The 25,551-nt window shown below is 43.6% G+C and carries 18 protein-coding genes and 1 pseudogene; 4 read left to right on the plus strand and 15 right to left on the minus strand.

All coding sequences use genetic code 11. The features are described from left to right. Positions 1-130 precede the first annotated feature (130 nt). From CLOSA_RS16590 to CLOSA_RS16600, 3 genes are all read right to left on the minus strand, one after another. Complete coding sequence (locus CLOSA_RS16590) at positions 131-643, minus strand: GNAT family N-acetyltransferase (RefSeq protein ID WP_013273908.1); 513 nt, start codon at positions 641-643, stop codon at positions 131-133. An 87-nt stretch (positions 644-730) separates the two neighbouring features. Further along, a complete protein-coding gene (locus CLOSA_RS16595; RefSeq protein ID WP_013273909.1) occupies positions 731-1,558 on the minus strand; it encodes a pentapeptide repeat-containing protein in 828 nt (275 codons plus the stop codon). A 209-nt stretch (positions 1,559-1,767) separates the two neighbouring features. After that, positions 1,768-2,268 (minus strand): GNAT family N-acetyltransferase, encoded by a 501-nt coding sequence (locus tag CLOSA_RS16600; RefSeq protein WP_013273910.1) that lies wholly within the window; start codon positions 2,266-2,268, stop codon positions 1,768-1,770. An 887-nt stretch (positions 2,269-3,155) separates the two neighbouring features. Here CLOSA_RS16600 and CLOSA_RS22275 point away from each other — a divergent pair. Next, a protein-coding gene (locus CLOSA_RS22275) for an IS3 family transposase (RefSeq protein ID WP_242647750.1) occupies positions 3,156-4,561 on the plus strand; the annotation gives its coding sequence in 2 pieces (ribosomal slippage) (positions 3,156-3,630 and positions 3,630-4,561; 1,407 coding nt in all). Positions 4,562-4,823: 262 nt separating this feature from the next. Here the strand turns inward: CLOSA_RS22275 and metA are convergent. The 3 genes from metA to CLOSA_RS16630 all read right to left on the minus strand — a co-directional run bounded on the left by metA (position 4,824) and on the right by CLOSA_RS16630 (position 8,581). Next, positions 4,824-5,759 (minus strand): homoserine O-acetyltransferase MetA, encoded by a 936-nt coding sequence (gene metA / locus CLOSA_RS16620; protein ID WP_013273911.1) that lies wholly within the window; start codon positions 5,757-5,759, stop codon positions 4,824-4,826. 79 nt (positions 5,760-5,838) lie between these two features. Then, a complete protein-coding gene (ligA, locus tag CLOSA_RS16625; RefSeq protein WP_013273912.1) occupies positions 5,839-7,803 on the minus strand; it encodes an NAD-dependent DNA ligase LigA in 1,965 nt (654 codons plus the stop codon). Further along, complete coding sequence (locus CLOSA_RS16630; RefSeq protein ID WP_013273913.1) at positions 7,793-8,581, minus strand: pseudouridine synthase; 789 nt, start codon at positions 8,579-8,581, stop codon at positions 7,793-7,795. The genes ligA and CLOSA_RS16630 overlap by 11 nt, the downstream gene beginning before the upstream one ends. A 295-nt stretch (positions 8,582-8,876) precedes the next feature. Between CLOSA_RS16630 and CLOSA_RS16635 the strand changes: the two genes are divergently transcribed. Next, on the plus strand, positions 8,877-9,275 hold the full coding sequence (locus CLOSA_RS16635) for a bacteriohemerythrin (RefSeq protein WP_013273914.1): 399 nt from the start codon (positions 8,877-8,879) through the stop codon (positions 9,273-9,275). Between the two features lie 53 nt (positions 9,276-9,328). Here the strand turns inward: CLOSA_RS16635 and CLOSA_RS16640 are convergent, their stop codons facing one another. The 9 genes and pseudogenes from CLOSA_RS16640 to ilvD form a co-directional block, all read right to left on the minus strand. Next, positions 9,329-9,556 (minus strand): hypothetical protein, encoded by a 228-nt coding sequence (locus CLOSA_RS16640; RefSeq protein ID WP_013273915.1) that lies wholly within the window; start codon positions 9,554-9,556, stop codon positions 9,329-9,331. Positions 9,557-9,624: 68 nt separating this feature from the next. Further along, positions 9,625-10,470: pseudogene (locus CLOSA_RS16645) on the minus strand (nucleoside recognition domain-containing protein); the annotation flags it as partial. Positions 10,471-10,482: 12 nt separating this feature from the next. Then, complete coding sequence (locus tag CLOSA_RS16650) at positions 10,483-12,141, minus strand: recombinase family protein (protein ID WP_013273917.1); 1,659 nt, start codon at positions 12,139-12,141, stop codon at positions 10,483-10,485. An 89-nt stretch (positions 12,142-12,230) separates the two neighbouring features. Beyond that, positions 12,231-12,812, minus strand: a complete 582-nt coding sequence (locus CLOSA_RS16655) for a bifunctional transcriptional activator/DNA repair enzyme AdaA (protein ID WP_013273918.1) — start codon at positions 12,810-12,812, stop codon at positions 12,231-12,233. A 75-nt stretch (positions 12,813-12,887) separates the two neighbouring features. Continuing rightward, positions 12,888-13,505: a DNA-3-methyladenine glycosylase family protein gene (locus tag CLOSA_RS16660; RefSeq protein WP_013273919.1), complete on the minus strand. Its 618-nt coding sequence runs from the start codon at positions 13,503-13,505 to the stop codon at positions 12,888-12,890. Beyond that, a complete protein-coding gene (locus tag CLOSA_RS16665) occupies positions 13,492-13,959 on the minus strand; it encodes a methylated-DNA--[protein]-cysteine S-methyltransferase (protein ID WP_013273920.1) in 468 nt (155 codons plus the stop codon). Before CLOSA_RS16665 ends, CLOSA_RS16660 begins: the two co-directional genes overlap by 14 nt. Before the next feature lie 272 nt (positions 13,960-14,231). Further along, a complete protein-coding gene (locus CLOSA_RS16670; protein WP_013273921.1) occupies positions 14,232-20,384 on the minus strand; it encodes a doubled motif LPXTG anchor domain-containing protein in 6,153 nt (2,050 codons plus the stop codon). A gap of 494 nt (positions 20,385-20,878) precedes the next feature. Next, positions 20,879-21,022: a hypothetical protein gene (locus CLOSA_RS22730; RefSeq protein ID WP_157669031.1), complete on the minus strand. Its 144-nt coding sequence runs from the start codon at positions 21,020-21,022 to the stop codon at positions 20,879-20,881. Between the two features lie 202 nt (positions 21,023-21,224). Beyond that, entirely contained in the window at positions 21,225-22,940 is a 1,716-nt protein-coding gene (gene ilvD, locus CLOSA_RS16680) for a dihydroxy-acid dehydratase (RefSeq protein WP_013273923.1), read from the minus strand. A gap of 286 nt (positions 22,941-23,226) precedes the next feature. Between ilvD and CLOSA_RS16685 the strand changes: the two genes are divergently transcribed. Continuing rightward, the gene (locus CLOSA_RS16685) at positions 23,227-23,919 is read left to right on the plus strand and encodes a FadR/GntR family transcriptional regulator (RefSeq protein WP_013273924.1); all 693 of its coding nucleotides are present in this window, start codon (positions 23,227-23,229) and stop codon (positions 23,917-23,919) included. Between the two features lie 87 nt (positions 23,920-24,006). Continuing rightward, positions 24,007-25,412, plus strand: a protein-coding gene (locus CLOSA_RS22280; RefSeq protein ID WP_242647750.1) for an IS3 family transposase whose coding sequence is annotated in 2 segments (ribosomal slippage) — positions 24,007-24,481 and positions 24,481-25,412 — 1,407 coding nt in all. Because the reading frame shifts where the segments join, the coding sequence is not laid out codon by codon here. Positions 25,413-25,551 lie beyond the last annotated feature (139 nt).

The following is a 25,551-nucleotide window of genomic DNA, read 5'->3' on the forward strand; positions in this document are numbered from 1 at the left end:
TCTTATCTCCGGGATCTAATACCAACTATAGTTCATTACTTATCCTATTTTTCATCCTTCTTATTCTATACGAATGAATCTTAAGTCAGTGAATAAATTTTCATATACACGTACTTTCCCTGCTGGAATTTTAGTCCATACTGATCCAAAATCTCTGCTCCACGATTCCATCCACTAATATTTCATTTTCCAAGGCACCACCATTATTCATTATACTTTTTGCGGAACCTATGTTCTTTTTATCACATACCATTAATACTTTATCTATTCCAATCTTTTTGCACTCCTCAAGGGCAAGACCGATCATTTTGGTTGCAACCCCTTTTCTTCTTTCCGAAGGCCGTACACCATCTCCAAGATGTCCACCATTCAATAACAAAGATTCGTTTAGATAATGCCTGATATTAACAGCTCCAACAAACAAATCTCTTTCTTCATCTAAGCAAAAAAAAGTGGAATATGGTACAAATCCTTCTTCTTCAACGTTGTTATCCAAACTATTCATATAGTGATCAAAATCATGATAGTCAAATCTTGCGATTGCATATGGAACGATTTTTTCTCCCGAGGCATACCATTCTTCCATCATATCATTTAGATGCATTTTATATTTTTTTTCTAATTTTACCAAATGAAGTTCCACTTTACCACTCCTCTATGAATTGGATTTTATCTAATAATATTGCCAACTGATTATTGTAAAATTAGTTTTGCAAATTTCTTCAATATATTATCTCCATGTAAATGGATAATCTAAATATTGGGGCAATTTCGTGTTTCGGTTACCTTTTGCAGAGTTTATTTGTCCTTGGGTTATAAACACTGCATCACTTAAATCCGCATTGCTAAAGTCTGCGTCTCTCGTATCAGCCCCTAAAAATATTGTTCCATTGAACACGCAATTATTGAAATCTGCAGCTATTAACAGCTTTGTACTTAAATCCAATCCACTAAAATCTTTATTTTTGAAATTCCTCCCTAAAAAATCTGATGGACATTTTTTGTTTAAGCAGCACAAGTTCTTTGGCAGCAAACTGCAAACCTGTCTTAAAAAGACATTTGCCTTTTTTCTATAATTTTCTATATGAAATTTTAAAATATCTTGGGGTTTGGAATTACAAATTATTTCATTTTCTTCAATTAGGGGTTTGATATTATTCCGCAACATTTTAGCTGGATTTATCGACATAACTTCCAGCAAAAAATAGCGTATTTGATAAAGTTGAAACACCGCAATATATACATCATAGATTTCTTTTGCTAACCCTGGTGTATTTTGCCACGTTTGTCCCGAATAAATGGTTTGTGTTACCTGCTGACCTGCGCCGAAGCAATCATACCCGATGCAGCCTTTCATTTTCCTTTTTTCAAGCTCTCCATGAATTTTGCATCGAAAATTCTTATGAAGATTAAAACACGGCTTTCCCGCTTGTTTATTTTCCGGAAAGCCGTCCATTTCCGAAAAAAACAACGCAGTGCAACATAGTCCACTACATTGTGAGCAATCCGGTTTTAATGATTGTAATGTTATCGTGTTTTCATCATGTATTTTAATCACCTATTTACTCCCATCATTCCTGTCTAATTCCCACTGTCATTTTATAAAATTACTGCTACATCTTCATGAAAAGAATACCACTAAACTTACGATCTATCAATATTTCGCTTCCAATGTAAATTAATTTTATTTGGCATTGTATCTGGTTTATTACAATAAAAAACTACCAGCTCAATCCTGATAGTCAGTAGTTTTTATTATATATACTTTTACAGCGTTCGTTGCATTACAACAATAACATAGCTGTCCGTCTGCACTTCTTCACCTGTTTTTATAAAATGATTCTTAGTCCAAAAAGCTTCACTTTGCGGATTTCCCTTTATATACCCAAGCCTCACATAAGTAAACCCTATTTTTTTTAAATATCGGCAGACTTCTGAAATGATGGAAGTTCCAATCCCTTTTTTTTGTATATGCTGATCTATCATAAAAAAACCTATAAATACGGTTTCTCCATTGGGATAACCAGATATTAAATCAATTACTGCAACAAGCAATTCACTATGATAAAATCCAAGATAATACTTGTCTTCTAGTTTTTTTCCCTTTGGCAATACTGTAAGTTCTTCTTTCACACTGCTTATTGTTACATTTGGCGGACAATGCTGATAATACAATGGATTGCTTTTACAGAGAGCATATACTTCTGGTATATCTGTTTCTTCAATTCGTTTCACTCGATATTTTTCAGACAAATTTTCAATCTTCATACCCGTACCTCATATAGACTATATGACTACTTGTTATTCACTCAGTTACTCGTCTATTTTATCTTAACTATTACGAACAATCAATATTAAGTTCTCAATGTATATAATTCATCAAACTCCAGTTTTTATGAATGAATTACTGCTTAAAAAATCTACTAACCCAATATTGATGGTTATTAGTTTTCTTTTTGGATTTTTATTGGCTTCTCTTTTTACTTCCCGATATCCCCGGTAATATCTTGAAGGCAATCCGAAAGTTTAATTATTAAGAATATTGCTTCGGAAGAAAATGGATTCCTTCCTTCTCCATTGAGCGAAATCCTTAACAACTTGTATATTATTTTTTATTCTGCAGACACTACTAAAAAACGAAAGGAGCATCAATCTTGAATAGCAAGGATATATCTTCCAACAAACAGGACAGTGCTACAGACAATAATGTCAGTACTAAAAATGTTACCCAGACAGATCATCGTCCGAAAACCGCATCATATAGCGATTATATTGATCCATTTTATACTCTTCCGGGTGAAGGCCATAAACCTAGAATTACATCCAATTAGGCATCATCCCGTGACGCAAGGGAGGTTTAAATCTCCCTTGTTATTCTTTGCATTTGCATTATTCCTATTTTGGTTGATTCTCTTATGCCAGTCTTATGTTTAGAAGTTCCATCTGCCTTGAACCGTGGCATGTCTATAATATCCGCATCTTCATCTCGCAAGTAGATTGAGTTTTCACTGAATTGCTTCTCTTCTCTGAAAATGACATATTGACTCCCTTCTATATCACTTTGAATTATTAGTACTATAAAAGGCACTGGAGAAAAATGAACTGACCCCCATAAGTTAGACCGAAAAATCTAATTTATGGGAGGTCAGTTTTTTATGGCAAAACACAGTTTTGGTTTAAAGAAAAGAATGGTATTGGCTTATGAGTCTGGTGAAGGTGGTTATGCTTTTTTGTCCAAGAAATATAATGTTTCGCGGATAATGATACGAAAATGGGTTGCTGCATATAAAGAATTCGGTGACGAAGGACTGAGACGTTCTCGTCAAAACGAAACGTACTCTTTCGAATTTAAGCTTCATGTGGTAGAGTTATATCTATCAACAGAGGTTTCTTATCAGGAGCTCGCTCTTACAGTTGGAATGAATAATCCACCGTTAATTACCAAGTGGGTTAATGATTTCAGAATTGCTGGTCCTGATGCTTTGAGACCAAAGCGTAAAGGACGGCGAAGAAAAATGGATAAACCTAAAGAGATAGCCCGGGATGTGCCAGATTCATTAAAAGATAATAATGAGTATATCAAGCAACTCGAGGATGAATTACTAAAACTAAAAATAGAGAATGCGTATTTAAAAGAACTGAGGAGGCTGCGTTTAGAGGGAACACCTCAGAACAAAAAGCGAGAATCATCCACAGCCTCCGAGGATCATTCAAACTAAAAGACATTCTCGCAATCACAGGTTTTCCTAAAGCAACATATATGTATTGGCAGAAACGTTTTGATAGAAAAAACCAAAATCAAGAATTCGAGCAAAAGATCCTTGAAATACGAAAGAATAACAAAGATTTTGGCTATCGTCGCATTTATGGAGAGTTAAGAAAACAAGGACTAATTGTAAACAAGAAACGGGTTCAACGGATTATTCAAAAGCTTGGTCTTCAGGTGATATCGTTCACGCGGAAAAGCCGCAAATACAGTTCTTATAAAGGCAAAGTAGGAAAGGTTGCTCCGAATAGAATTCACAGACGATTTGAAACTTATATTCCACACCAGAAGATTACGACCGACACCTCTGAATTTAAGTATTATGAAATAGATGAAAAAGGAAGAATGAATATCAGGAAGCTTTACCTGGATCCATTTATGGATATGTGTAATAGAGAAATAATCAGTTATGGCATATCACAGAAACCATCTGCAGAAAGTATAATGGATGCCTTAAACAAAACAATAGAAAAAACAGAGGATTGTAAATATAGACGTACATTCCACTCAGATCAAGGCTGGGCTTATCAAATGAAAGCGTATGTTCGTACGCTTAAGGAAAACAAGATATTTCAAAGCATGTCCAGAAAAGGAAATTGTCACGATAATTCGGTTATGGAAAACTTTTTTGGACTTATAAAGCAAGAAATGTATTATGGTGTAGTTTACTATAGTTATGAAGAGCTTAAGTCAGCTATTGAGAAATACATAAAATACTACAATGAGAAACGAATTAAAGAAAAACTGGGATGGATGAGTCCTGTAGAATACAGACTCAGCCTCCTGGCTGCATAAAAAATAGCGAAGCAGTTTAAAACTACTTCGCTATAAAGTCTAACTTGTTGGGGTCACATCAAAATCCAATGCCTTTTAACTTTATAATATTCTTCCACCCATACCCTACGCTGAATGTAACAGTAGTCTCATTTCCTCCGACCGCCCAGTAAATTCTGAATCTATAGAAAAAATTTCTTCTGAGTAATAATCTTCAATTTTTTTCGCTTTATGAAAATATAAGTTGTCGAGTGCTTTTAATAAGGTAAATTACCTCTAAGCCTTATAAATGATAGGATTCCCCATCTTCCGCTTCCAAAAGATAAGGAGTGATCTGATATACATAAAAGTTCAGCCAGTTCCCATACAACGTATTGGCTCCATTCCTCCAGTTTAACACAGGAACCGTATCCGGGTCATCATCTTCATAATAATTGCATGGAATCTCGGGATCCAGTCCCTTTCCCAAATCCCGGTGATATTCTCCGTCCAAAGTCATGCGGTCGTATTCCGGATGCCCCTGGACAAATACCTGCCTTCCATCCCGGCTCATAACCAGAAGAATCCCTGCTTCTTTGGATTCCGCCAGGATAATCAGCTCCGGATGTTTTTCTATGTCCTCTCTCCTCACCTCCGTATAGCGGGAATGGGGAGCCATGACATAGTCATCCAGACTGCGGACAAGAGGGACCTTCCGGTCCAGAACCTTGTGCCGGTAGATGCCTGAAAGCTTGCTTTCTCTCTTGTACTTCTGTATGCCATAATGATAATAGAGACCGGCCTGGGCACCCCAGCAAATATGAAGGGAACTGGTCACATGGGTTTTGCTCCACTCCATGATCTTCATTAGCTCTTCCCAGTAATTGACCTCTTCAAATTCCATGTTCTCCACCGGTGCTCCGGTGATGATCATGCCGTCAAATTTTCTTTTCTTAACCTCATCAAAATAAACATAAAATTTATTTAAATGACTGGCTGACGTATTCTTGGAAGTATGGCTCTCCAGCATCAGAAAGGTACAGTCCACCTGCAGGGGAGTGTTGGACAACGCCCGGAGAAGCTGGGTCTCTGTCTCTTCCTTTACAGGCATAAGGTTTATGATCAATATCTGGAGAGGGCGGATGTCCTGGCTTAAAGCCCGGTCCTCATCCATCATAAAAATGTTCTCTTTTTCCAATATGGCTTTTGCAGGTAAATCCTTTTGTACTTTAATGGGCATAATTTATTCCTCCAGCATTTCGTATACGAATGAACCAGCCGGATATGCCAGCATATCCGTTTGGTTCACAAACTCATGGTTAAAGAAGATTTTCTTTCAACTTTATGAAATCCTCTTCTGATATAATAGGCACTCCAAGTTCCTTTGCCTTTTTATTTTTGGAAGAATTAGACGTTGTATCGTTGTTGATCAAATAAGTGGTCCTGGAAGTCACAGAGCCAGCTGCCTTGCCTCCATGGGCTTCAATATCCTCCTGAAGGGCTTTCCGGTTTTCATAGTGGTTCACAGAGCCAGTCATGACAAATACCATGCCTTCAAAGATTCCGCCGCTCCGGACCTCTCCATCTCCCTGGATCGTGACTTCTGACAGCAGGCGGTCCACCATCCGGTTGTTCTTCTCTTCTTTAAAATAGGTGATCCAGGCATCGGCCAGCACCTTTCCAATGCCGGGAACTGCGGTCAGCTCCTCTTCCTCTGCTTTGCGCATTTTCCCAAAATCAGATTTAAATTCCTGGCACAGCATCTTTGCGTTTGCCAAGCCGATACCAGCAATCCCCAGGCCGTAGATCAGTCTTGGAAGAGTGGTATGGGAAGCTTTCTTCACCGCCTGGATCAGGTTGTCATAGGATTTCCGCCCAAAGCCCTCCATCTGGGTAATGGCCTCCTCATGCTGCTCCAAGTGGAAAATATCTGCAAATTCCCGGATATATCCGGCACCGATGAATTTCTCCAAGGTCGCCTCGGACAAACCGTCAATATTTAAGGCATCCCTGCTGACAAAAAGGGAAAAGCCTTTCAGCCGCTTGGCCTGACAGTCCGGATTGGTGCAGTATAAGCTTTTGACATCATTTACCCTTCGAATCTCCGTACTTCCTCCGCACACAGGACATTGATCAGGAATCCGTATCTTTTTGCTCCTTGTCAGATTGCCGGCGATCTGGGGAATGATCATGTTGGCCTTATAAACCGTGATCTCATCCCCCTCTCCCAGCTCTAAGGCTTCCATAATGCTTAAGTTGTGGACGCTGGCCCGGCTTACCGTGGTCCCTTCCAGCTCCACAGGATCAAAGATAGCAACCGGATTGATGAGGCCGGTCCTGGATGCACTCCATTCAATGTGGTCAAGCCTTGTTTCCCGGATCTCGTCGGCCCACTTAAATGCAATGGCATTGCGGGGAAATTTGGATGTACGGCCAAGAGCTTCTCCGTAAGCGATATCATCAAACAGAAGCACCAGCCCGTCCGAGGGAATGTCATAGCTGGAAATGTTCTTGGAAAATGTCTCTACCGCCTCCGGAAGGGTATCCCTTGTCACCATTTCATAATCCACCACATCAAAGCCCTGCCTCTTCAACCATTCAAACTGCTCTTTTCTGGAATTATTAAACTCAGCACCTTCTGCTGTTACAAGAGAAAATGCTTTAAAATTCACATTTCTTTGGGCTGTGATCTGGTTGTTTAACTGCCTTACGGAACCGCTGCACAAGTTCCTGGGGTTCTTGTATTTGGCAGCCACCTCTTCGATCTCCTCGTTGATCCGGTTAAAATCCGAGTACTTGATCACTGCTTCCCCCCGCAGGATGAGTTCTCCCATATGGGATATATTCAAAGGAATATTGGAAAATACTTTTGCGTTATTGGTAATGACCTCTCCGATCTCTCCGTTTCCCCTGGTCACGGCCTTCTGAAGGGTCCCTCGATTATAAGAAAGAACTACGGTCAGCCCGTCAAGCTTCCAGGACAGCACTCCGGTCTGGCTGCCCAGCCACTCCTGCAGGCTTTCCACACTCTTTGTCTTGTCAAGAGAAAGCATAGGGGTTTCATGGGCTTCTTTGGGAAGCTCGCTTAAAACCTGATATCCCACATTCTGAGTGGGGCTTTTGGAAAGTATGACCCCTGTCTCATCCTCCAGCTCCTTAAGCTCATCGTAAAGCCTGTCATATTCAAAATTGCTCATGATCTCCCGGCTTTCCTGGTAGTAAGCCTTACCAGCCGCCGTCAGAAGATTCACCAGTTCTTTCATTCTGCTCATGTTAGCGTCCATCAGATTTCTCCTTTTTCTGTTCTTTATAGGAAAGATTTGTTGAGCCTTTTAATGCCTCTTTCATCTGGTGGTACTCTCTTTTTGAAAGCTCCCGGTAAGCTCCGGGCTTTAAATCTCCCAGTTCAATATTCATGATCCTCATTCGTTTTAACATCCGAACTTCAAAGCCAAGCTGGCTGCACATTCGGCGGATCTGGCGGTTCAGTCCCTGGGTCAGTACGATGCGGAACGCCTTTTCTCCTGCCTTGGTCACAAAACAGGGCTTAGTGGTCACATTCAATTCCGGAAGAAATACTCCCTTTTTCATGGTACGGATGAAATCATCAGTGACCGGGCGGTTGACCTTCACCAGATATTCCTTTTCATGAGCATTTCCGCTGCGCATCATTTTATTCACCAGGGAGCCCTGGTTGGTCATGAGGATCAGTCCTTCGGAATCCTTGTCAAGACGGCCCACAGGGTAGATCCTCACAGGATAATCTACCATATCCACTATGTTGGGAGCACGGTCCTTATGGGATGTCGTGCATACGATGCCTCTTGGCTTATGGACTGCCAGAAAAACCGGTTCTTCCTTATGGCTCTGATCTCCTTTTCCTGCCTGAACCGTCCGGCCGTTTATGGTAACAGACTGGCCCGGAAGGACCTTCTGGCCGGTGGCAGCTGCCTTTCCGTTAATGGAAACCTTTCCCGCCTCAATGAAGCGGTCCGCCTCCCTTCGGGAACATATCCCTGCTTCACTTAAAAATTTATTCAGACGGATTCCTTCTGTCTCCATGTTTCCTCTTTCCTGCCCATGCTTTTGGGCATACTGGTTCCCCTCAGGGGGTTGTTCTTCCTTAATATATACTAAATAAAAATTATAGCATTCCCGGGAGGGAACGTCAATTTTATCTGCATATTTTGGCCGGAGTTTTCACCCGTTCCATGTACTGCCCATAAGTGAAGATAGATTTTTCGAAATATTTAAGTAAAATGCTCTTCCATTATGTAACAGCAGTTGAATTTTCTGGAATTTAGGTATAAAATAATAGAAGATCAATAAAATTTTAATTAACTTAGGAGGAATTGCTATGCCGTGGACACCGAATTTATCCGTAGGGATATCAATGATTGACGATCAGCATAAAATGTGGTTTGAGAAAGCAGAAAAATTGTTTGAGGCAGGAAAAAACAACCAGGCCAAGGAATATGTGGGAGAGCTTCTTAACTTTTTGGATGACTACACAAAAAAACACTTTGCAGACGAAGAGAAGTATATGATGAGTATCCACTATCCCGGTTATGCCGAGCAGAAACAGGCTCATACCGCTTTCATCGCACAATTAGAAAAGATACGAAATGAATATAAATCTTCCGGGGGCAACTTACTGGTGATTTTAAATGCCAACCAAATGGTATTGGATTGGCTTACAAAGCATATTTCCAATATGGACAAAAAAATAGGTGAGTATGCGAAAAGCATTCACTGAGGATCCGCATGAAAAAAGGGCAGCCTTGTTGGCCGCCTTTTTTTCGTATCCAATTAAATAAACTTATATTTCACTTCACAACCGTAGGATATCCGGCTGCAGATGTTAACCACCCGCTCCATGACAGCAGATATTTTTCCCGTATCAACCTCAATATTCATTTCATTTAAGTCTTCCGAGATTCTGATATCTTTCACCCCGTCAACCTTGGCAATCTCGCCTTCGATTCTTTTGGCTTTCAACCGGTCTGACAGGGCGTAAACGTGATAAATTCGGCTCACACGCTTCACCCTCCTTTCCCATTGGGTATTCTACCCCTATTGTCGACAAAGAAAGGAAATTTTAAACATCAGGTTAAGGCCCTTGCAATGGACGTGAATAAAAAGCATACCACAAACCCGGTTACCGTAGGCACCAGCCAGGAAACAGCCGTCCATTTCATGCTCTGTGTTTCTTTCCTGATGGTAAGGCAGGTGGTGGAGCAAGGCCAGTGCATCAGGGAAAACAGCATAGTGCTGACTGCAGTGATCCAGGTCCAGCCATTTGCCACAAGAAGCTCCCTTAAGACAGATAAATCACTGATTTCCAGCAGGCTGCCTTCCGCCATATAAGCCATAATGATAATGGGTACCACGATTTCATTGGCCGGAAAGCCAAGGATAAAGGCAAGAAGAATGACGCCGTCCAAGCCCATGAGCCTGGCAAAGGGATCCAGAAAACCGGAACAATGAGCCAGCAGGGTCCCGCCTCCCACGGTTATATTAGCCAAAAGCCAGATGACCAGGCCTGCCGGTGCCGCTACTACAATGGCACGGCCCAGAACAAATAAAGTCCGGTCAAAGATGGAGCGGACAATGACCTTTCCGATCTGAGGTCTCCGGTAGGGAGGAAGCTCCAGGGTAAAGGATGAAGGGACCCCTTTTAATATGGTGGCTGATAAAAGCTTTGATATAACCAGGGTCATAACGATCCCCAGAATGATCACGCAGGATAAAATTGCTGCCGATAATACGGAGGAAAAAATACCGGTGGCTCCTCCTACAAAGAACATGGTGATAATGGCGATCATAGTTGGAAAACGCCCGTTGCATGGTACAAAATTGTTTGTGATCATGGCGATCAGACGTTCTCTTGGGGAGTCAATGATCCGGCAGCCAATGATACCTGCCGCATTACAGCCAAACCCCATGCACATGACAGAGGAAATCTATGCCGGACCATCTGGATCTTCTGTTGATGCCAGCATCCTGTAATAGATCCGGATTGTCTGGTATTTACGGCATTTCCCTCCCTCTTCCTCCTTACTGGACTGAAAAACTTCGATCTTTTCTATGAATTTTCCCAGCAGCTCAGAGGAAAGTCCATCTTCCCGGCTTATTTCCTCCAGCAAATGAGAAAGCATGCCGGAAGCAGCAGGCTTTCTCTGCTCCCCAGAAAGACAGGGGCTTTGGATTAAGGCCAGGCTTTGCCTGATTTCTCTAACTTCCTTATCCCAGGACTCCAGCATTTTACAAAACCGGTCCTCCCCGATCCTTTCATTTACCCGGTCCTCGTAGAGCCTTCCGATCATCCGGTCCAGCTCCCTCTCCCTCTTTTTCAGCGAATCAGCCGCTTTTTTTTCAACAGGATTTTCCTTAATATTGTAAGGTTCCCGCAGCATTTCATCAATCTCTTTCATTTCCGCTTCCGTAAAGGAAAGTAGACTGCGTATTTCATTCAATACCACATGGTAAAGAAGCCTGTAATCCATGTAGTGATTGGTGCATTCCCTTTTTCCGTACAGTTTATACCCTCCGCATACCAGTTTGCGGGATTCCATTTCCCTACCTGTTCCTGTGGAGGACATATTTCTTCCGCAGTCCCCGCACATGGCAAATCCGGAAAAAATGTTGATAAAACCTGTTTCCGGAGGATTCTTACGGGAAACACTCCGCCTTCTTACCCGATCAAAAACCTCCCTGGAAATAAGCGGTTCATGCATATCCTCAACCACAACCCACTCTTCCCTGGGTTTCCGAAAAGTCATGGGGCTTTTAAAGGAAACCTTTGCCGTCTTTCCCTGGACGATTTGGCCTAAGTATACGGGATTGCTTAACAGCTTACAGACCGTGCCTGAGGTCCATTCCTTCCTCTTTGTGTAAGAGTCCGGATTTAAATAGGGCCGTCCTGCGCAGCGGTACAGGGCAGGTGTCAGCACCTTTCTCTGATTTAACCGTTCAGCGATCCGGGCCGGAGCCTCTCCCTGCTCTGCCCATTGAAAGATCTCCCGGACAATAACAGCCGCCAAAGGGTCAACGATAAGATGATTTTTATCCTCCGGATCCTTCTGGTAGCCGAAGGGGGCAAAATTACCGATAAATGCCCCCTCTTTTATTTTTGTCTGAAAGGAGCTGCGTATTTTTTTTGACGTATCCCTGGCATACATTTCATTTATGATATTTTTAAAGGGTGCAATATCGCTCCAGGGACTGTCAGAATCATATCCGTCATTCACTGCTATGTAACGGATCCCCCTGGAAGGGAAATAGATCTCCGTAAGCTGGCCTGTCATAATATAATCCCGGCCCAGGCGGGACAAATCCTTGGTGATCACCAGGTTCACCTGTTTTGCTTCTATATCCCTTAACAGCTGATTCCAGGCCGGACGGTCAAAATTGGTCCCGCTGTATCCGTCATCCACATACTCCTTATAAATGTCAAAGCCATTTTCCATGGCATAGGAGCAAAGCATTTTACGCTGGGTGCTGATGCTGGAACTTTCCCCTTCACCATCGTCGTCCCTTGACAAGCGCATGTAAAGCGCGGCCCTGTAGCAGGGAGAAATGAAGCGTTTCTCCCCGCAGCCTGCCTGATTGAACATATCCATCTTATACACCTCCTGAAAAATCTTATTCCAGCAGGTTTGTACCATATACTATGGAGGCTTTCCCGGTGAAAGCATATATTGGCGCAATCTTAATCCTTAAAAAGACTCTTATCTGCTTTTTGCTGTGTAAGATACTTCCGGTATTCATTGGGAGATTTACCTGTGATCCGCCTAAACTGCGAATAAAAGGCCGAAAGGCTCTCAAAGCCGCTTTGAAAGGCAATGGTTAAAATATTATCCGGCGTATTGGCCAGGAGTTCCTTTGCCTTATCTACCCGTAAGCCATTTAAATACTCTGCCGGAGTCTTTTCATATTGCTTCTGAAATAACTGGAAGATTCTGTTTCTGCTTAATCCAAGGCCTTTTAATTCTTCCGTTAAGCGGCAATGATCGGAAAAATAAAGATCATATACTGCTTTAATTTTTTCCGCATGCTCCTTTTGCGGCTGAAATTCCAGCAAATCAGGCCGGCAGCGCTTACAGGGGCGCAGACCGCTATCACGGGCCTGCTCCGCGGTATCGAAGAACTCTACATTTTCACGTCTGGGGCTTTTGGATTTGCAGGAGGGACGGCAGAAAATCCCCGTTGTTTTTACTCCATAGTAAAATCTGCCGTCATAAGTCTCATCACATGCCAGAGCTGCCTTCCACTTTTCCTCTTCTGTCAGCATATTGACATACTCCCTTTCTTTTTTGTGAAATGATTCATGGCTACGTTTCTTGTCCGGATTGGCTTTTGATCCGCCCTATAAAAGAGAAAGTTTCCATAAATATATGGAAGCCACCGAACCATAGGGGGAGTACCGATCTCGGAACCCTTCAAATTCACTCCTTGTCAGCTTTTGAAGACCATATAATTTTTCCATCCCCCGGCGAATGGCCATGTCGCCCCAGCTGACAACATCAGGGCGTTCCAGACAGTTGATGAGCAGCATTTCGGCGGTCCAAAGCCCCACCCCTTTTATAGCGGTCAGACGGCGGATGACCTCCTGGTCCGGCAGATCCCGCAAATCATCCAGACGTACCTTTCCCTGAAAAATGTCTTTTGACAAGCCAGAGATGGTAACGGCTTTTTTCATGATCATGCCCAATCCCTGGATATCATCGGCGGAAACAGCCGACAAGTTTTCCGGAGTGATATCGCCAAGACGTTCCTGCATGCGGCTCCATACGGTGTTTGCGGAGGCTGCAGATACCAACTGGCCTATGACAGCGTAAATCAGGGCTGCAAACGGATCTGGAATTATCTGTCTCTCTACCCGGCCCAGCCGTGTCATCGCGGCGCCCAGCACAGGATCTGCTAAGGAGAGATATTCCACTTCCATCTGGCTGTAGTCAAAGTATTTCATTTCAACGGCCGGCATAAGTCCGCTCCAGCTCCAATAACTGTTCCTTGACTTCCAGACCTGCGGCATAGCCTGTCAGTCTGCCGTCTGAGCCGACGACCCGATGACAGGGTGTCAGGATCAAAACCGGATTTTTATAATTTGCCATTCCAACGGCACGGCATGCTTTCGGCCGTCCGATCATGTCCGCAACCTGCTTATAGCTTCGTGTTTCTCCATATGGAATCCTTCTTAAGGCTTCCCATACGGTTTTTTGAAATTCCGTCCCCTGAGAAGCAAGCGGCAGGTCAAATCCTCTTCTTGTCCCATTCAGATATTCCCCGATCTGCTTTTCCGCTTTCGCCAGCAAAGGTGTTTTCTGTCCGGAGGTTTCACAGACATTATTTGAAAAAAATAAATCCGTAACAACCCCATCCGTTTCCGATATCCCCATCATTCCCAGTGTGGTTTTTATAAATGCCGTATATTTCATAAAACCGCCTCCTTTTTCTATTCCTAATATATACGAAATTTTCCTGCGTGTCTTCCTATTTTGCACCATTTCATTTTCATATAAGATACAGGCGAAGGCCTCCCGGAATTTCCTTCATTTAAGTACATGAAAAATCAGTGCTGAAATCCGTAAGGTACGTTTTCAGCACTGATTCAACTTATATTGAGAAAGGTTCCGCCCAACAGTTATAGATGAGCCATTGTCCGGCCCCTCCTCTCTTCATATTTAACTTTACTTGCCGTACTTATAAATCATCTTTCTTCTTCTTTTCTCATACGGCTGACGGCTGCATATGCGGCCAGCAAAAATCCTGATAAGAGTGCGGCTAAGCCGTTAATTGGAGATCGGTCCCCGGTCTTTGGAAGACCTGCCAGGGGTATGCTGCCGTCATCAATGAGAAGAAGACTGTCTGCAACATTCCCATTTTCCGGTAAAGCAGCCAGCGGAACAGGTTCCGGCTCTATGGTAACGGCATTATCTCCAGGACCACCTGATGCATATGGCCGGCCGGAATTAGGTGCTAAACCGCCGCCTCCTCCTGAGCTTCCGCCAGAACTTCCTCCTGAGCTTCTTCTCTCTACCGTCAATACGCCTTCCCCATAAGAAACGTTATAATTTTCTATAGCTGAAACCGGATCAACAAACCGAATGGCGTAATTGCCGGCAGCGCTGCTTCCAGTGGCTTCCGTGGTTAACTGCAGCTTAAGCCCAAGCCCTTCTAAGGTTTCTCCATTTACAAGACCCTGAATGCTATAAGTCAATTCCGGATTCGTACTTCCCTGGATCTTTGCTTTATTGGCCGCAGTTATTGTTATATTTGCCTTGTGGACCGTCAGGGTACCAGGGACTGTAACCAGTCCTGTATAGCTGTCCGTCACATCAGAGCCGGCGGCATTCCGAATGACAACGTGGGCAATCCTGTTCTTTTGTGTTCCTGCATTGGTTATCCTGGAATCTTCTGTCATGACGACCTGATCCAAATGATCACCTGATTTAAGACTTCCTGCCATGCTGTATTCAAACCTGGACAGTTCTTTTCCGTCGTATACTTTTTCTGCATCTGATGCCGTAATGATAATGGCTTCCCCATTTTTTTCCACCATCAGGATTCCATCTTCATAGCTGAATTTGTAGTTTTTGGTTTCCGTTTCCGGATCCTTGAAGATGATACGGTAAGCACCGGCAGGGCTGGTCTTTGACGCTTCTGTGGCCAATGTGACCTTTACCCCCAATCCTTTCAGCGTTTCTTCGTTTTTCAGGCCTTTTACCGTATACTCCAGTGCCGGGACTTCTTCCCCATATCCTTTTGTCTTGTCTGCAGCCGTCACCGTGACCTGGGCTTTCCTTACGGTCAGAGTCCCTTCTGCCAGGATCAGTCCTGCATAACTTTCTGTTACATCCTGACCCGCAAGATTCTTAATGACAACATAGTCTATCTTATTTTTCTGTGTGCCTGCATCTGTTATTCTGGAATCTGTTGACATGACAACCTTATCAATATAGTCTCCGGCTTTCAGGTTACCGGACATCGTGTATTCTGCTCTGGCCAGTTCTGTTCCATCGTATACTTTTTCTGCATCTAACGCAGTGATTTCAAGGGCTTCTTCATTCTTTCCGATACTTAAATTTCCATTCCCATAGGTGATTTTATAATTCTTTGTTTCTTCTACCTTATTCCTGAAAGAAATTACGTAATCCCCGGCAGGGCTGGCCTTTGTCGCTTCCGTATAAGGTTCCACGGTCACATGAAGCCCTTCAAGGGTTTCTTCCTTTTTAAGTCCTTCCACCGTATAGGTCAAAGCAGGCAGATCCTCTCCATAGCTTTTTGCCTTATTTTCCGCCTTTACCAGTACCTGTGCCTGGCTTATGACAAGAGTTCCTTCCGCAGTCTTTAAGCTGCTGTAGTTTTTCGTCACATTTTCTCCAGCCGCATTTTTAATCACCACTGATTTTATCCTGTTTCTTTGTGTTCCCACATCCGTTATAACAGAATCCCCGGTCATCTCAACGCTGGAAACATAATCACCTGAGACAAGCTGGCCGCTTACTTCATATCCCGCCTCAGTCAGGGCCGTTCCGTCATATACCTTGGTCCCGCTTTTGGCTGTAATCACGATATCCGATGCATTCCGTTTCACCACCAGGATTCCGGGGATATAGGTGATGAAATAGTTTGCCGTACTAGTCACTGGAGCATCAAAGGTTATGGCATAAATCCCCACCGGACTTTTTTCATTGGCATTGGTTTTCAGCTTTGGTTCTATCCCCAGACTTAAGGGTGTCTCTCCATCTACAAATCCTTTGAATTCGTATTCCAGCCTGGGGTTGGATTCTCCGTATACCTTATACGTTGAATTTGCTATTACAAAAGCAGGGGCCTTCGTCACGATCAACTGACCATCCGTCAGCTTTAAGTTACCATAGTTGGCTGTAACATCCTCTCCGGCTGCATTTTTAATGACAACATATTGAATGCTGTTTTTTTGCTGGCCTGCATCCGTTATCCTGGAATCCTCAGTCATAACCACCTTATCAATATAATCTCCGCTGACAAGGCTTCCTCTCACACTGTACGCAGCTTTCGTCAATTCCTTTCCGTCGTATACCTTAATATCACTGAGTGCCCTGATCTCAACAATTCCTGTGTAAACCCCTACATTCAAGGTTCCATCTTTATAGCTGATCTCATAGTTCTTTGTTTCCGTTACCGGATTCTTAAATGTGATCACATAATTTCCTGCAGGGCTGGTCTTGGTTGCTTCTGTATAAAGCTCTGCATTTACCTTAAGTTCTTCCAGAGTTTCTCCGTTTTTAAGACCTTCTGCCTTATACGTCAGAGCCGGCAGGTTCTCCCCATATTTCTTCGTCTTATTTTCAGCCGTCACCGTCACAGGAGCTTTGGTAACGGTCAGCGTCCCCTCTGCCATTGTCAGTCCTGAATAGTTTTCTGTTACATCCTGGCCGGCCTCATTTCTGATGACAACGGAGTCTATGCGGTTGCTCTGCGTGCCTGCGTCCTTTATTCTGGAATCGGCAGTCATAACAACCTGATCAATATAGTCTCCCTCCACCAGACTTCCGGTCATGCGGTATCCGGCATTGGCCAGTTCTGTTCCGTCGTATACCTTATTTCCATCCAACGCCTTAATTACAATGGTTTCCGGGTATTTTCCGATACTCAGGGTTCCATCCTGATAGCGGATCTCATAGTTCTTTGTTTCCGTTACCTGATTTTTGAAGGCAATCACATAATCCCCAGCCGGACTGGCCTTTGTGGCTCCCGTATAAGGCTCTGCCTTCACATTAAGACCTTCCAGGGTTTCTCCATTCTTCAGTCCCTCTGCCCTATAAGTCAGAGCCGGAACATCCTCTCCGTATTTCTTGGTCTTGTTTTCAGCCGTCACGGTCACCAGTGCTTTGGTTACCGTGAGTATTCCGTCATTGGATACGATATCGTACTTATCCGTAACAATCGTTCCAGCAGCATCCTTAACTACAATGCTTTCAATATGGTTTGCTATCTGTCCCGCCTCTGTTATGGAGCCGCTTAATACCACCTCCATCCTGTCTCCGGCACGAAGGTTTCCGCCTGTTAACTGATACCCCCCCGTTAATGGGGTGCCGTCATAGGCTCTGCTCCCGGAGTCTGCCGTTACCTCTATCTTAAATTTTCTGAGATAATAAAGATCCAGTACGGAAGTACCATCCCCATTGACCGTTTCTTCGGTCTTATGATCAATAAGTCCTTCCGCATACAAATATCCATTTATGGTTTTTGCATAAGCTCTATCATAGATTTTACTTTCGGTAACACCATATTTTGTCTCCGGAGATCCGGCTGCCAGCTCAAAATCACCGGCCTGATCTCCTGCCGTACCAGATTTCTGCAGCCAGTACTTTACAGAAAACGGCGTTGCACTTGCCGGTCCCCATATCGCATATAATGTTACATTTCTATCAGGCATAAGAAAGGATCTGGTACCGCTTTCTGTATACATTGGGGAAGCCACGTTCTTATTTTCATCCCATCCGAGAAATACATATCCGGTTTTTGCCGGCAGCGGATTAAATTCAATCATTACCGATTTTCCTTTTTCATATTGCTGGGGAGCGGGAACAGGCAGCTGCCCCGTATTCGCATCATAAGTCAGTGTAGACTTTTTGGAACCGAACCAGAAATAAACATGGCCATTGATCCGTTCCGAGGTTTCATAATTATACAGCCATCCCCAGCTATAATAAAAATACTGCAACCTGGTACTATCCACATTATTTTTTAAGGTGGCTTTAATAAAACTATACGCTCCGCTTAAATTCAGTTCATCAAGTATCATATTTGCATAATGCGAAACACCATATCGAATTTCCGGTATAACTGGTTCTGAAATCATTCCATTTGAATATATCAATTCTTTGCCGGTATTTATATCCATCAGATGGATCTTCAAATCAGCCCATGTTAATACACTGAGAAACCGAATGGTGTAGGTAGAAAAATGCTCTGCTTCAAAAGAAACCTCATCAACTGCATTTTCGCTTCCGGCCATGATCGGAGCCGCAACAGCCTCTAAAGCTGTCACATCTTCTTCTGAAACCTTGTTAACCGTTTCTGATGTCACATCCACATCCATAGCTAAGTGGGAAATGTCAATGCTGTCTGCGGCCTGGCTCTTTTCTTTGATCGGAGCCCCGGAAAAGGTCACATCAACATATCCATAATCGCTCCAGCTGTTATCCAGTTCCTCTCCGTTATAATACAGCTTAATGTCATAAGCCAGCACATCATGGACCGTACCCTCTTCCCCGGTCGCCTTTGCGGTTTTTCCCTTGACAGCGTCCTTTACTTTATCCGTTACTTCTGCAATCTTAGCCTCTGTTCCTGCCGGAAGAATGCCCTGTTCCGCATGAAGACTGACAGTCACACCGTTTAACGTTTTTTCAAACCGGAACTCCGGATGCTCTCCGGTGGCGGCCGTGGTGATCATAACCTCCTGTTCCCCGGTAACCTCCGTTATGGTATAGTGCCGTGTCCCAAGGTCTGATGCAGCGGAATTATCTGTTTCATCAGCTACTACGGCCTCTCCATTCACTGTAACAGCACTGATCTCATAACCAATCTGCGGCGTTACGGTAAAGGAGAAAGTATCGTTTTCTCCGATTAGATCAGGTCCTTCTGCATATGCGGTTCCAACCGGATCTGCTGCATAGGTGACCCTATAGCCTTCTGCTGATACATCAACATGAAGCTGGTTTAAAGTAGCAGTATATGCCCTTGCATAGCAGGATTCATCCAGAACCACTGCACCATATGACTTTCCTCTGGAAGTTCCGCTGACGGAAGCTTCATCCGCTTCCGAGGCTGTGGATAACAGGTAGGAAGCATCTGTGAGTACGGGAAGCAAATGCCTTGAAACAGAAACCTGGGTATTGACCGGCTCCTGGCCTTCCGCCGCCTTATTTTCATTCCCGGACTGGCTGTTGTCATTTCCTTTTTCCAGATTGCTGCTGTCAACGGTGGGTCCTGCTTCCGCAGCTCCGTTGCCTTCAGAAACATTCTCAGGATTTCCTGCCTCTGTATCTTGTTCACCAACGGCCTGGGACTCACTGGGGACTGCCTCTGTCTCACGGTCTGAAGGTAAACTGGGTTTTCCCTCTGCTTCACTGCCTGAAGGTTCGCTGGTGTTTCCCTCTGTCTCACTGCCTGTAGGTTCACCAGAGTTTCCTCCTGTCTCACTGCCTGAAGATTCACCGGGGTTTCCCACTGTCTCACTGCCAGTAGTTTCACTGGGATTTTCCTCTGGCTCACCGGCTGTTGTTGTCTCCTCCTGAGTTACACCGCTTCCTAAAGGTGTATCCGTGTCTGGCTTTCCTGCGGATTCGCCGGCACCGGGAAGGACCGAAGCATTTTCAGAAAAAGCTTTTACGCTGACCTTTTGAGTCAGGTATCCGTCAATATTGGAACGGAACGTGATTCTGCTTTCTGATTCATTTACATACAGGAAGATGACCTCTTCCTCACCTTTCAGAAGATACCCTTCCTGATTATCCGGAACCCGGACGAACATCCGCAGTTCGGCACCATCGGCACCGGCTTCTTCATCCAAGTCATAGCTGGGCATAAACTCATAAACCAGACCTCTTCCAAATAATTTTTCATATTCTTTTTTTAAGGATAGATCCTCCTCTCCAAGGCCTAAGTCCTCCACATGGAATATTTTGCCTGAATCAACTGCAGCCTGTGCAGATTCCCGCAAATCATCTCCGTTTATAAAAAATGTGGCATTTTCATTTTCAAATGCCTTCCCCACGTCTGCCCAGGACACCATATGAAATGATGTCATAGTCAAACAAAAGGAAAGAAAACCTGCCAGGCTCTGCCTGAACCTTCTTTTTAATTTCTTCATACAACTCTCCTTTTCAGCCTATGCTATCTAAATAATACCAATTTAATTAGGGGTAAACGCATGGTAATCTTTGGCTACTACTGCAGACGCTGCCTCTTTTCCTTTCTAATTGCCTTCCTATTCCTGCAGAAATAATTGAAACTGGCAATTTTACCCGGAAATCTCTAAGACGTAACAGCAATGGCTTTCTACCATACCAATTTCCCCCTTCCACTTAATGTTATTTCAGTCTTATACCCTTCCGTTAACAGTTCCTTTACATATAATATGAAATTACAATTACAAACTGGTTACATCTTGGAATATTTCCATTATTTTTTTTGTTACACATCTTAAATTTAATTTTTAGCTTTAAGCCAGTCCATTTCTTTTGAATACCGGTGATATGGAAATGATCCATCCGGCTCATCCGTGACGATAAGCCGGATAGATCTTTTATTCACATGGATCTGATGACCATATCTTTTGTCATTTTTGAATCGATATTCATTCATTCACTTCGGTAACTCCCCAGATTCACGCCGTTTCTTTAACATTTCCAATACCAGTTCCTTAGCCGTTTTCTCTCCTGTAAAAACACGCTCTACTGTTACAGTGATATTTTTCTCCTCATAGGTACCCTGATTGAGTAACTTCATAACAATCGCCTCCAGGAAAATCATATTACCACCGGCTTGTATCATATGACGTAAAACCGCCAGGCACTGTGAAAGTCCCTGGTACCCCTTATACACGAAAAAAGATATGGCTCCTGCCATACCTTTTTCTGATAATTCTAAAAAAACAATCATATACAATTCAGCACTGCACCGCAAAAACACTTACAGCGCCTCATTTTTATCACTCCATGTAGCCGCCCTTCATGGGGGATACTGCACGTTCACTGAATATTTTCAATACTCCGGACTGGTATTTCGACGGCCTAGGCTGCCATTTTTCCCGTCGTTCCTTTAGGATCTCTTCCATTTCACGCTTTGTTTTCCGCCGGCCTTTTACGCCTACTATGGCAAGGATCCTGCCTGGAATATCGATTTGGATCATATCTCCTTCCTCTACCAGGGCAATAGGCCCGCCTTCAGCTGCTTCCGGTGAAACATGTCCGATGGAAGGTCCTGTCGATGCCCCGGAAAAACGTCCGTCTGTGATCAGGGCAATGGTGCGTCCAAGCTCTTTGTCTGATGAAATGGCCTCAGAGGTGTAGAACATTTCCGGCATTCCGCTTCCCTTTGGGCCTTCGTAGCGGATAAATACGGCATCTCCCGGCTTCACCCGGTGCTTTAAAACCGCATCAATAGCCTCTTCCTCGCTGTCAAAGGGGCGTGCATTCAGCACTGCCTGAAACATCTCCTCAGGACACGCGGTATGCTTGATCACGGCGCCTTCCGGAGCCAAATTTCCTTTTAATATGGCAATGGCACCATCCCTGCCGATTGCCTCCTCAAAGGGCCGGATGATCTCTTCCTTTTTCACTCCTGCCTTTGCACAATATTCATCGCATTTGTCATAATATCCATTTTGCTTTAAGTTTTCCAGATTTTCACCCAGAGTCTTACCGGTCACTGTCCTTGCATCCAGATGAAGCACTGACTTGATCTCTTCCATGATCCTTGGTACTCCGCCTGCATAGTAAAAGTACTGGGCCGGCCATTTTCCGGCGGGCCTGATGTCAAGTAAGTAATGGGCCCCCCTGTGCAGCCTGTCAAACATATCCGAGTCAATTTCCAGGCCGAATTCATGGGCAATGGCAGGAAGATGGATCAGGGAATTGGTGGAGCCGGATATGGCCGCATGCACCATAATGGCATTCTCAAAGGATTCCATGGTGACCAGATCTCTTGGCTTTCTGCCCATTGCCGCAAGCTCCATTATGTGATGGCCGGCTTTACCAGCAATTTCTTTTAAATCCGGACAGGTTGCCGGCATAAGAGCTGATCCAGGAAGCATAAGCCCAAGAGCTTCTCCCATCACCTGCATGGTGGATGCCGTTCCCATAAACGAACAGGCCCCGCAGGATGGGCAGGCATGCTGCTTGTAGTATTCCAGCTTTTCCGGCTCCAGTTCCCCTCTCTGGCACATGGCACTGTACTTTCCAATTTGCTCAAGGGTAAGAAGATCCGGACCGGCATCCATGACGCCCCCGGTTACCAGAATGGAAGGCATGTTTATCCGGCCGATTGCCATGAGATGGGCCGGAACTCCCTTATCACAGCTTGAAATAAATACCCCTCCGTCAAAGGGAGTGGCACCTGCGTGGATTTCGATCATATTGCAGATCATATCCCTGGATACCAGGGAATAATTGATGCCGTCATGGCCCTGGGCCATACCATCGCAAATATCGGTTGTAAAATATCTCGCCGCTTTTCCCCCCTTCTCCTTCACCCCATCCGCCGTTCTGTTCACCAGCTCCAGCAGGTGAGCGCTTCCCGGATGGCTGTCACCAAAGGTGCTTTCCACCATGATCTGCATTTTTGACAGATCATCTGCCATCCAGCCCATCCCCATCCGCAGCGGGTCCATTTCCGGAGCCAGCTTTCGTATCCCCTGACTAACCATAATAACGCTCCTTTCTTATTCCTCCTATATTTTATATCCCTAAATTATATAAATTCATCACATGATTGTCAATGCTTGTTTGTCTTGATTCTTTGATTTCACCATGTTTTTCTAGTATTTTTCTTTTAATTTTGCTCTTTTACCGTTCTAAATCTTACTGCTATTTCAAATTCATCTGCTGAATATTTAAAATACTTCTTATTTATGCGATTGATTCATACTTGAAGGAATCTTAAATTACGTATATAATCATATAAGATGATTGAGCAAATGAAAGGAATTTACTATGGCCTCAACGAATAAATCTCTTGCCGACAAGACTACGGAAAGAATCATTAGATACATCATTGATAACAAATTAAGGGAAGGAGCTCAGCTTCCTAACGAAACCACGCTTTCCTCCCTTATGGGGGTGGGACGAAGCACCTTGCGGGAGGCCATACGCGCTCTTGTTTCCCGCAATATTCTCACGGTCCAGCAGGGATCCGGAATTTACGTCTGCCACAATACGGGGGTGTCCGACGATCCTCTGGGCTTTACTTTTATAGAAAATAAGGAAAAGCTGGTAACCGACCTTTTGGAGTTCCGCATGATGATCGAACCCCGGGTGGCCGCCCTGGCCGCTTCAAAGGCTACTCCGGCACAAGCCCAGGAGCTTCTCCTCCTGGCAAACCGGGTGGCTGAATGCTGCGAAGCAGGGAAACCCCACGCAGAGGCCGATGCACTCTTCCACGCCAAGATCGCAGAGATCAGCGAAAATGTCATCGTACCTCAGCTTGAACCACTGATTATGCATGCCATTGATATGTTTATTGACATCACCCATTCCCAGTTAAAAGAGGAAACCATCAGAACACACATGGCTATTGTAAACGCCATACAAAATAATGATGCCATTGGTGCGCAGGATGCCATGACGCTTCATCTTATTTACAACCGGGACCGTCTGCGAAGAGTCCTGAAAAAAGACCCATCCTAGTAATCAGACTTAAAAAGGGCATTCCGAAGATGAACTGACCCCCATAAGTTAGACCGAAAAATCTAATTTATGGGAGGTCAGTTTTTTATGGCAAAACACAGTTTTGGTTTAAAGAAAAGAATGGTATTGGCTTATGAGTCTGGTGAAGGTGGTTATGCTTTTTTGTCCAAGAAATATAATGTTTCGCGGATAATGATACGAAAATGGGTTGCTGCATATAAAGAATTCGGTGACGAAGGACTGAGACGTTCTCGTCAAAATGAAACGTACTCTTTCGAATTTAAGCTTCATGTGGTAGAGTTATATCTATCAACAGAGGTTTCTTATCAGGAGCTCGCTCTTACAGTTGGAATGAATAATCCACCGTTAATTACCAAGTGGGTTAATGATTTCAGAATTGCTGGTCCTGATGCTTTGAGACCAAAGCGTAAAGGACGGCGAAGAAAAATGGATAAACCTAAAGAGATAGCCCGGGATGTGCCAGATTCATTAAAAGATAATAATGAGTATATCAAGCAACTCGAGGATGAATTACTAAAACTAAAAATAGAGAATGCGTATTTAAAAGAACTGAGGAGGCTGCGTTTAGAGGGAACACCTCAGAACAAAAAGCGAGAATCATCCACAGCCTCCGAGGATCATTCAAACTAAAAGACATTCTCGCAATCACAGGTTTTCCTAAAGCAACATATATGTATTGGCAGAAACGTTTTGATAGAAAAAACCAAAATCAAGAATTCGAGCAAAAGATCCTTGAAATACGAAAGAATAACAAAGATTTTGGCTATCGTCGCATTTATGGAGAGTTAAGAAAACAAGGACTAATTGTAAACAAGAAACGGGTTCAACGGATTATTCAAAAGCTTGGTCTTCAGGTGATATCGTTCACGCGGAAAAGCCGCAAATACAGTTCTTATAAAGGCAAAGTAGGAAAGGTTGCTCCGAATAGAATTCACAGACGATTTGAAACTTATATTCCACACCAGAAGATTACGACCGACACCTCTGAATTTAAGTATTATGAAATAGATGAAAAAGGAAGAATGAATATCAGGAAGCTTTACCTGGATCCATTTATGGATATGTGTAATAGAGAAATAATCAGTTATGGCATATCACAGAAACCATCTGCAGAAAGTATAATGGATGCCTTAAACAAAACAATAGAAAAAACAGAGGATTGTAAATATAGACGTACATTCCACTCAGATCAAGGCTGGGCTTATCAAATGAAAGCGTATGTTCGTACGCTTAAGGAAAACAAGATATTTCAAAGCATGTCCAGAAAAGGAAATTGTCACGATAATTCGGTTATGGAAAACTTTTTTGGACTTATAAAGCAAGAAATGTATTATGGTGTAGTTTACTATAGTTATGAAGAGCTTAAGTCAGCTATTGAGAAATACATAAAATACTACAATGAGAAACGAATTAAAGAAAAACTGGGATGGATGAGTCCTGTAGAATACAGACTCAGCCTCCTGGCTGCATAAAAAATAGCGAAGCAGTTTAAAACTACTTCGCTATAAAGTCTAACTTGTTGGGGTCACATCAAGATCCTTCCGATCTCTGGAATGCCCTTTTTAGGCCTTTTATCTTTTCATTGTCTGTTTCATCAGAAGATACTGCCGG

The organism is [Clostridium] saccharolyticum WM1, from assembly GCF_000144625.1.
Classification (GTDB): Bacteria; Bacillota; Clostridia; order Lachnospirales; family Lachnospiraceae; genus Lacrimispora; species Lacrimispora saccharolytica.

Coding starts and splice junctions, on each gene's coding strand:
- CLOSA_RS16600 (WP_013273910.1), bottom strand. CDS start 2,268: ATGAAGATTGAAAATTTGTCTGAAAAATATCGAGTGAAACGAATTGAA.
- metA (WP_013273911.1), bottom strand. CDS start 5,759: ATGCCCATTAAAGTACAAAAGGATTTACCTGCAAAAGCCATATTGGAA.
- ligA (WP_013273912.1), bottom strand. CDS start 7,803: ATGGACGCTAACATGAGCAGAATGAAAGAACTGGTGAATCTTCTGACG.
- CLOSA_RS16630 (WP_013273913.1), bottom strand. CDS start 8,581: ATGGAGACAGAAGGAATCCGTCTGAATAAATTTTTAAGTGAAGCAGGG.
- CLOSA_RS16635 (WP_013273914.1), top strand. CDS start 8,877: ATGCCGTGGACACCGAATTTATCCGTAGGGATATCAATGATTGACGAT.
- CLOSA_RS16650 (WP_013273917.1), bottom strand. CDS start 12,141: ATGGATATGTTCAATCAGGCAGGCTGCGGGGAGAAACGCTTCATTTCT.
- CLOSA_RS16655 (WP_013273918.1), bottom strand. CDS start 12,812: ATGCTGACAGAAGAGGAAAAGTGGAAGGCAGCTCTGGCATGTGATGAG.
- CLOSA_RS16660 (WP_013273919.1), bottom strand. CDS start 13,505: ATGCCGGCCGTTGAAATGAAATACTTTGACTACAGCCAGATGGAAGTG.
- CLOSA_RS16665 (WP_013273920.1), bottom strand. CDS start 13,959: ATGAAATATACGGCATTTATAAAAACCACACTGGGAATGATGGGGATA.
- CLOSA_RS16670 (WP_013273921.1), bottom strand. CDS start 20,384: ATGAAGAAATTAAAAAGAAGGTTCAGGCAGAGCCTGGCAGGTTTTCTT.
- CLOSA_RS22730 (WP_157669031.1), bottom strand. CDS start 21,022: ATGAAGTTACTCAATCAGGGTACCTATGAGGAGAAAAATATCACTGTA.
- ilvD (WP_013273923.1), bottom strand. CDS start 22,940: ATGGTTAGTCAGGGGATACGAAAGCTGGCTCCGGAAATGGACCCGCTG.
- CLOSA_RS16685 (WP_013273924.1), top strand. CDS start 23,227: ATGGCCTCAACGAATAAATCTCTTGCCGACAAGACTACGGAAAGAATC.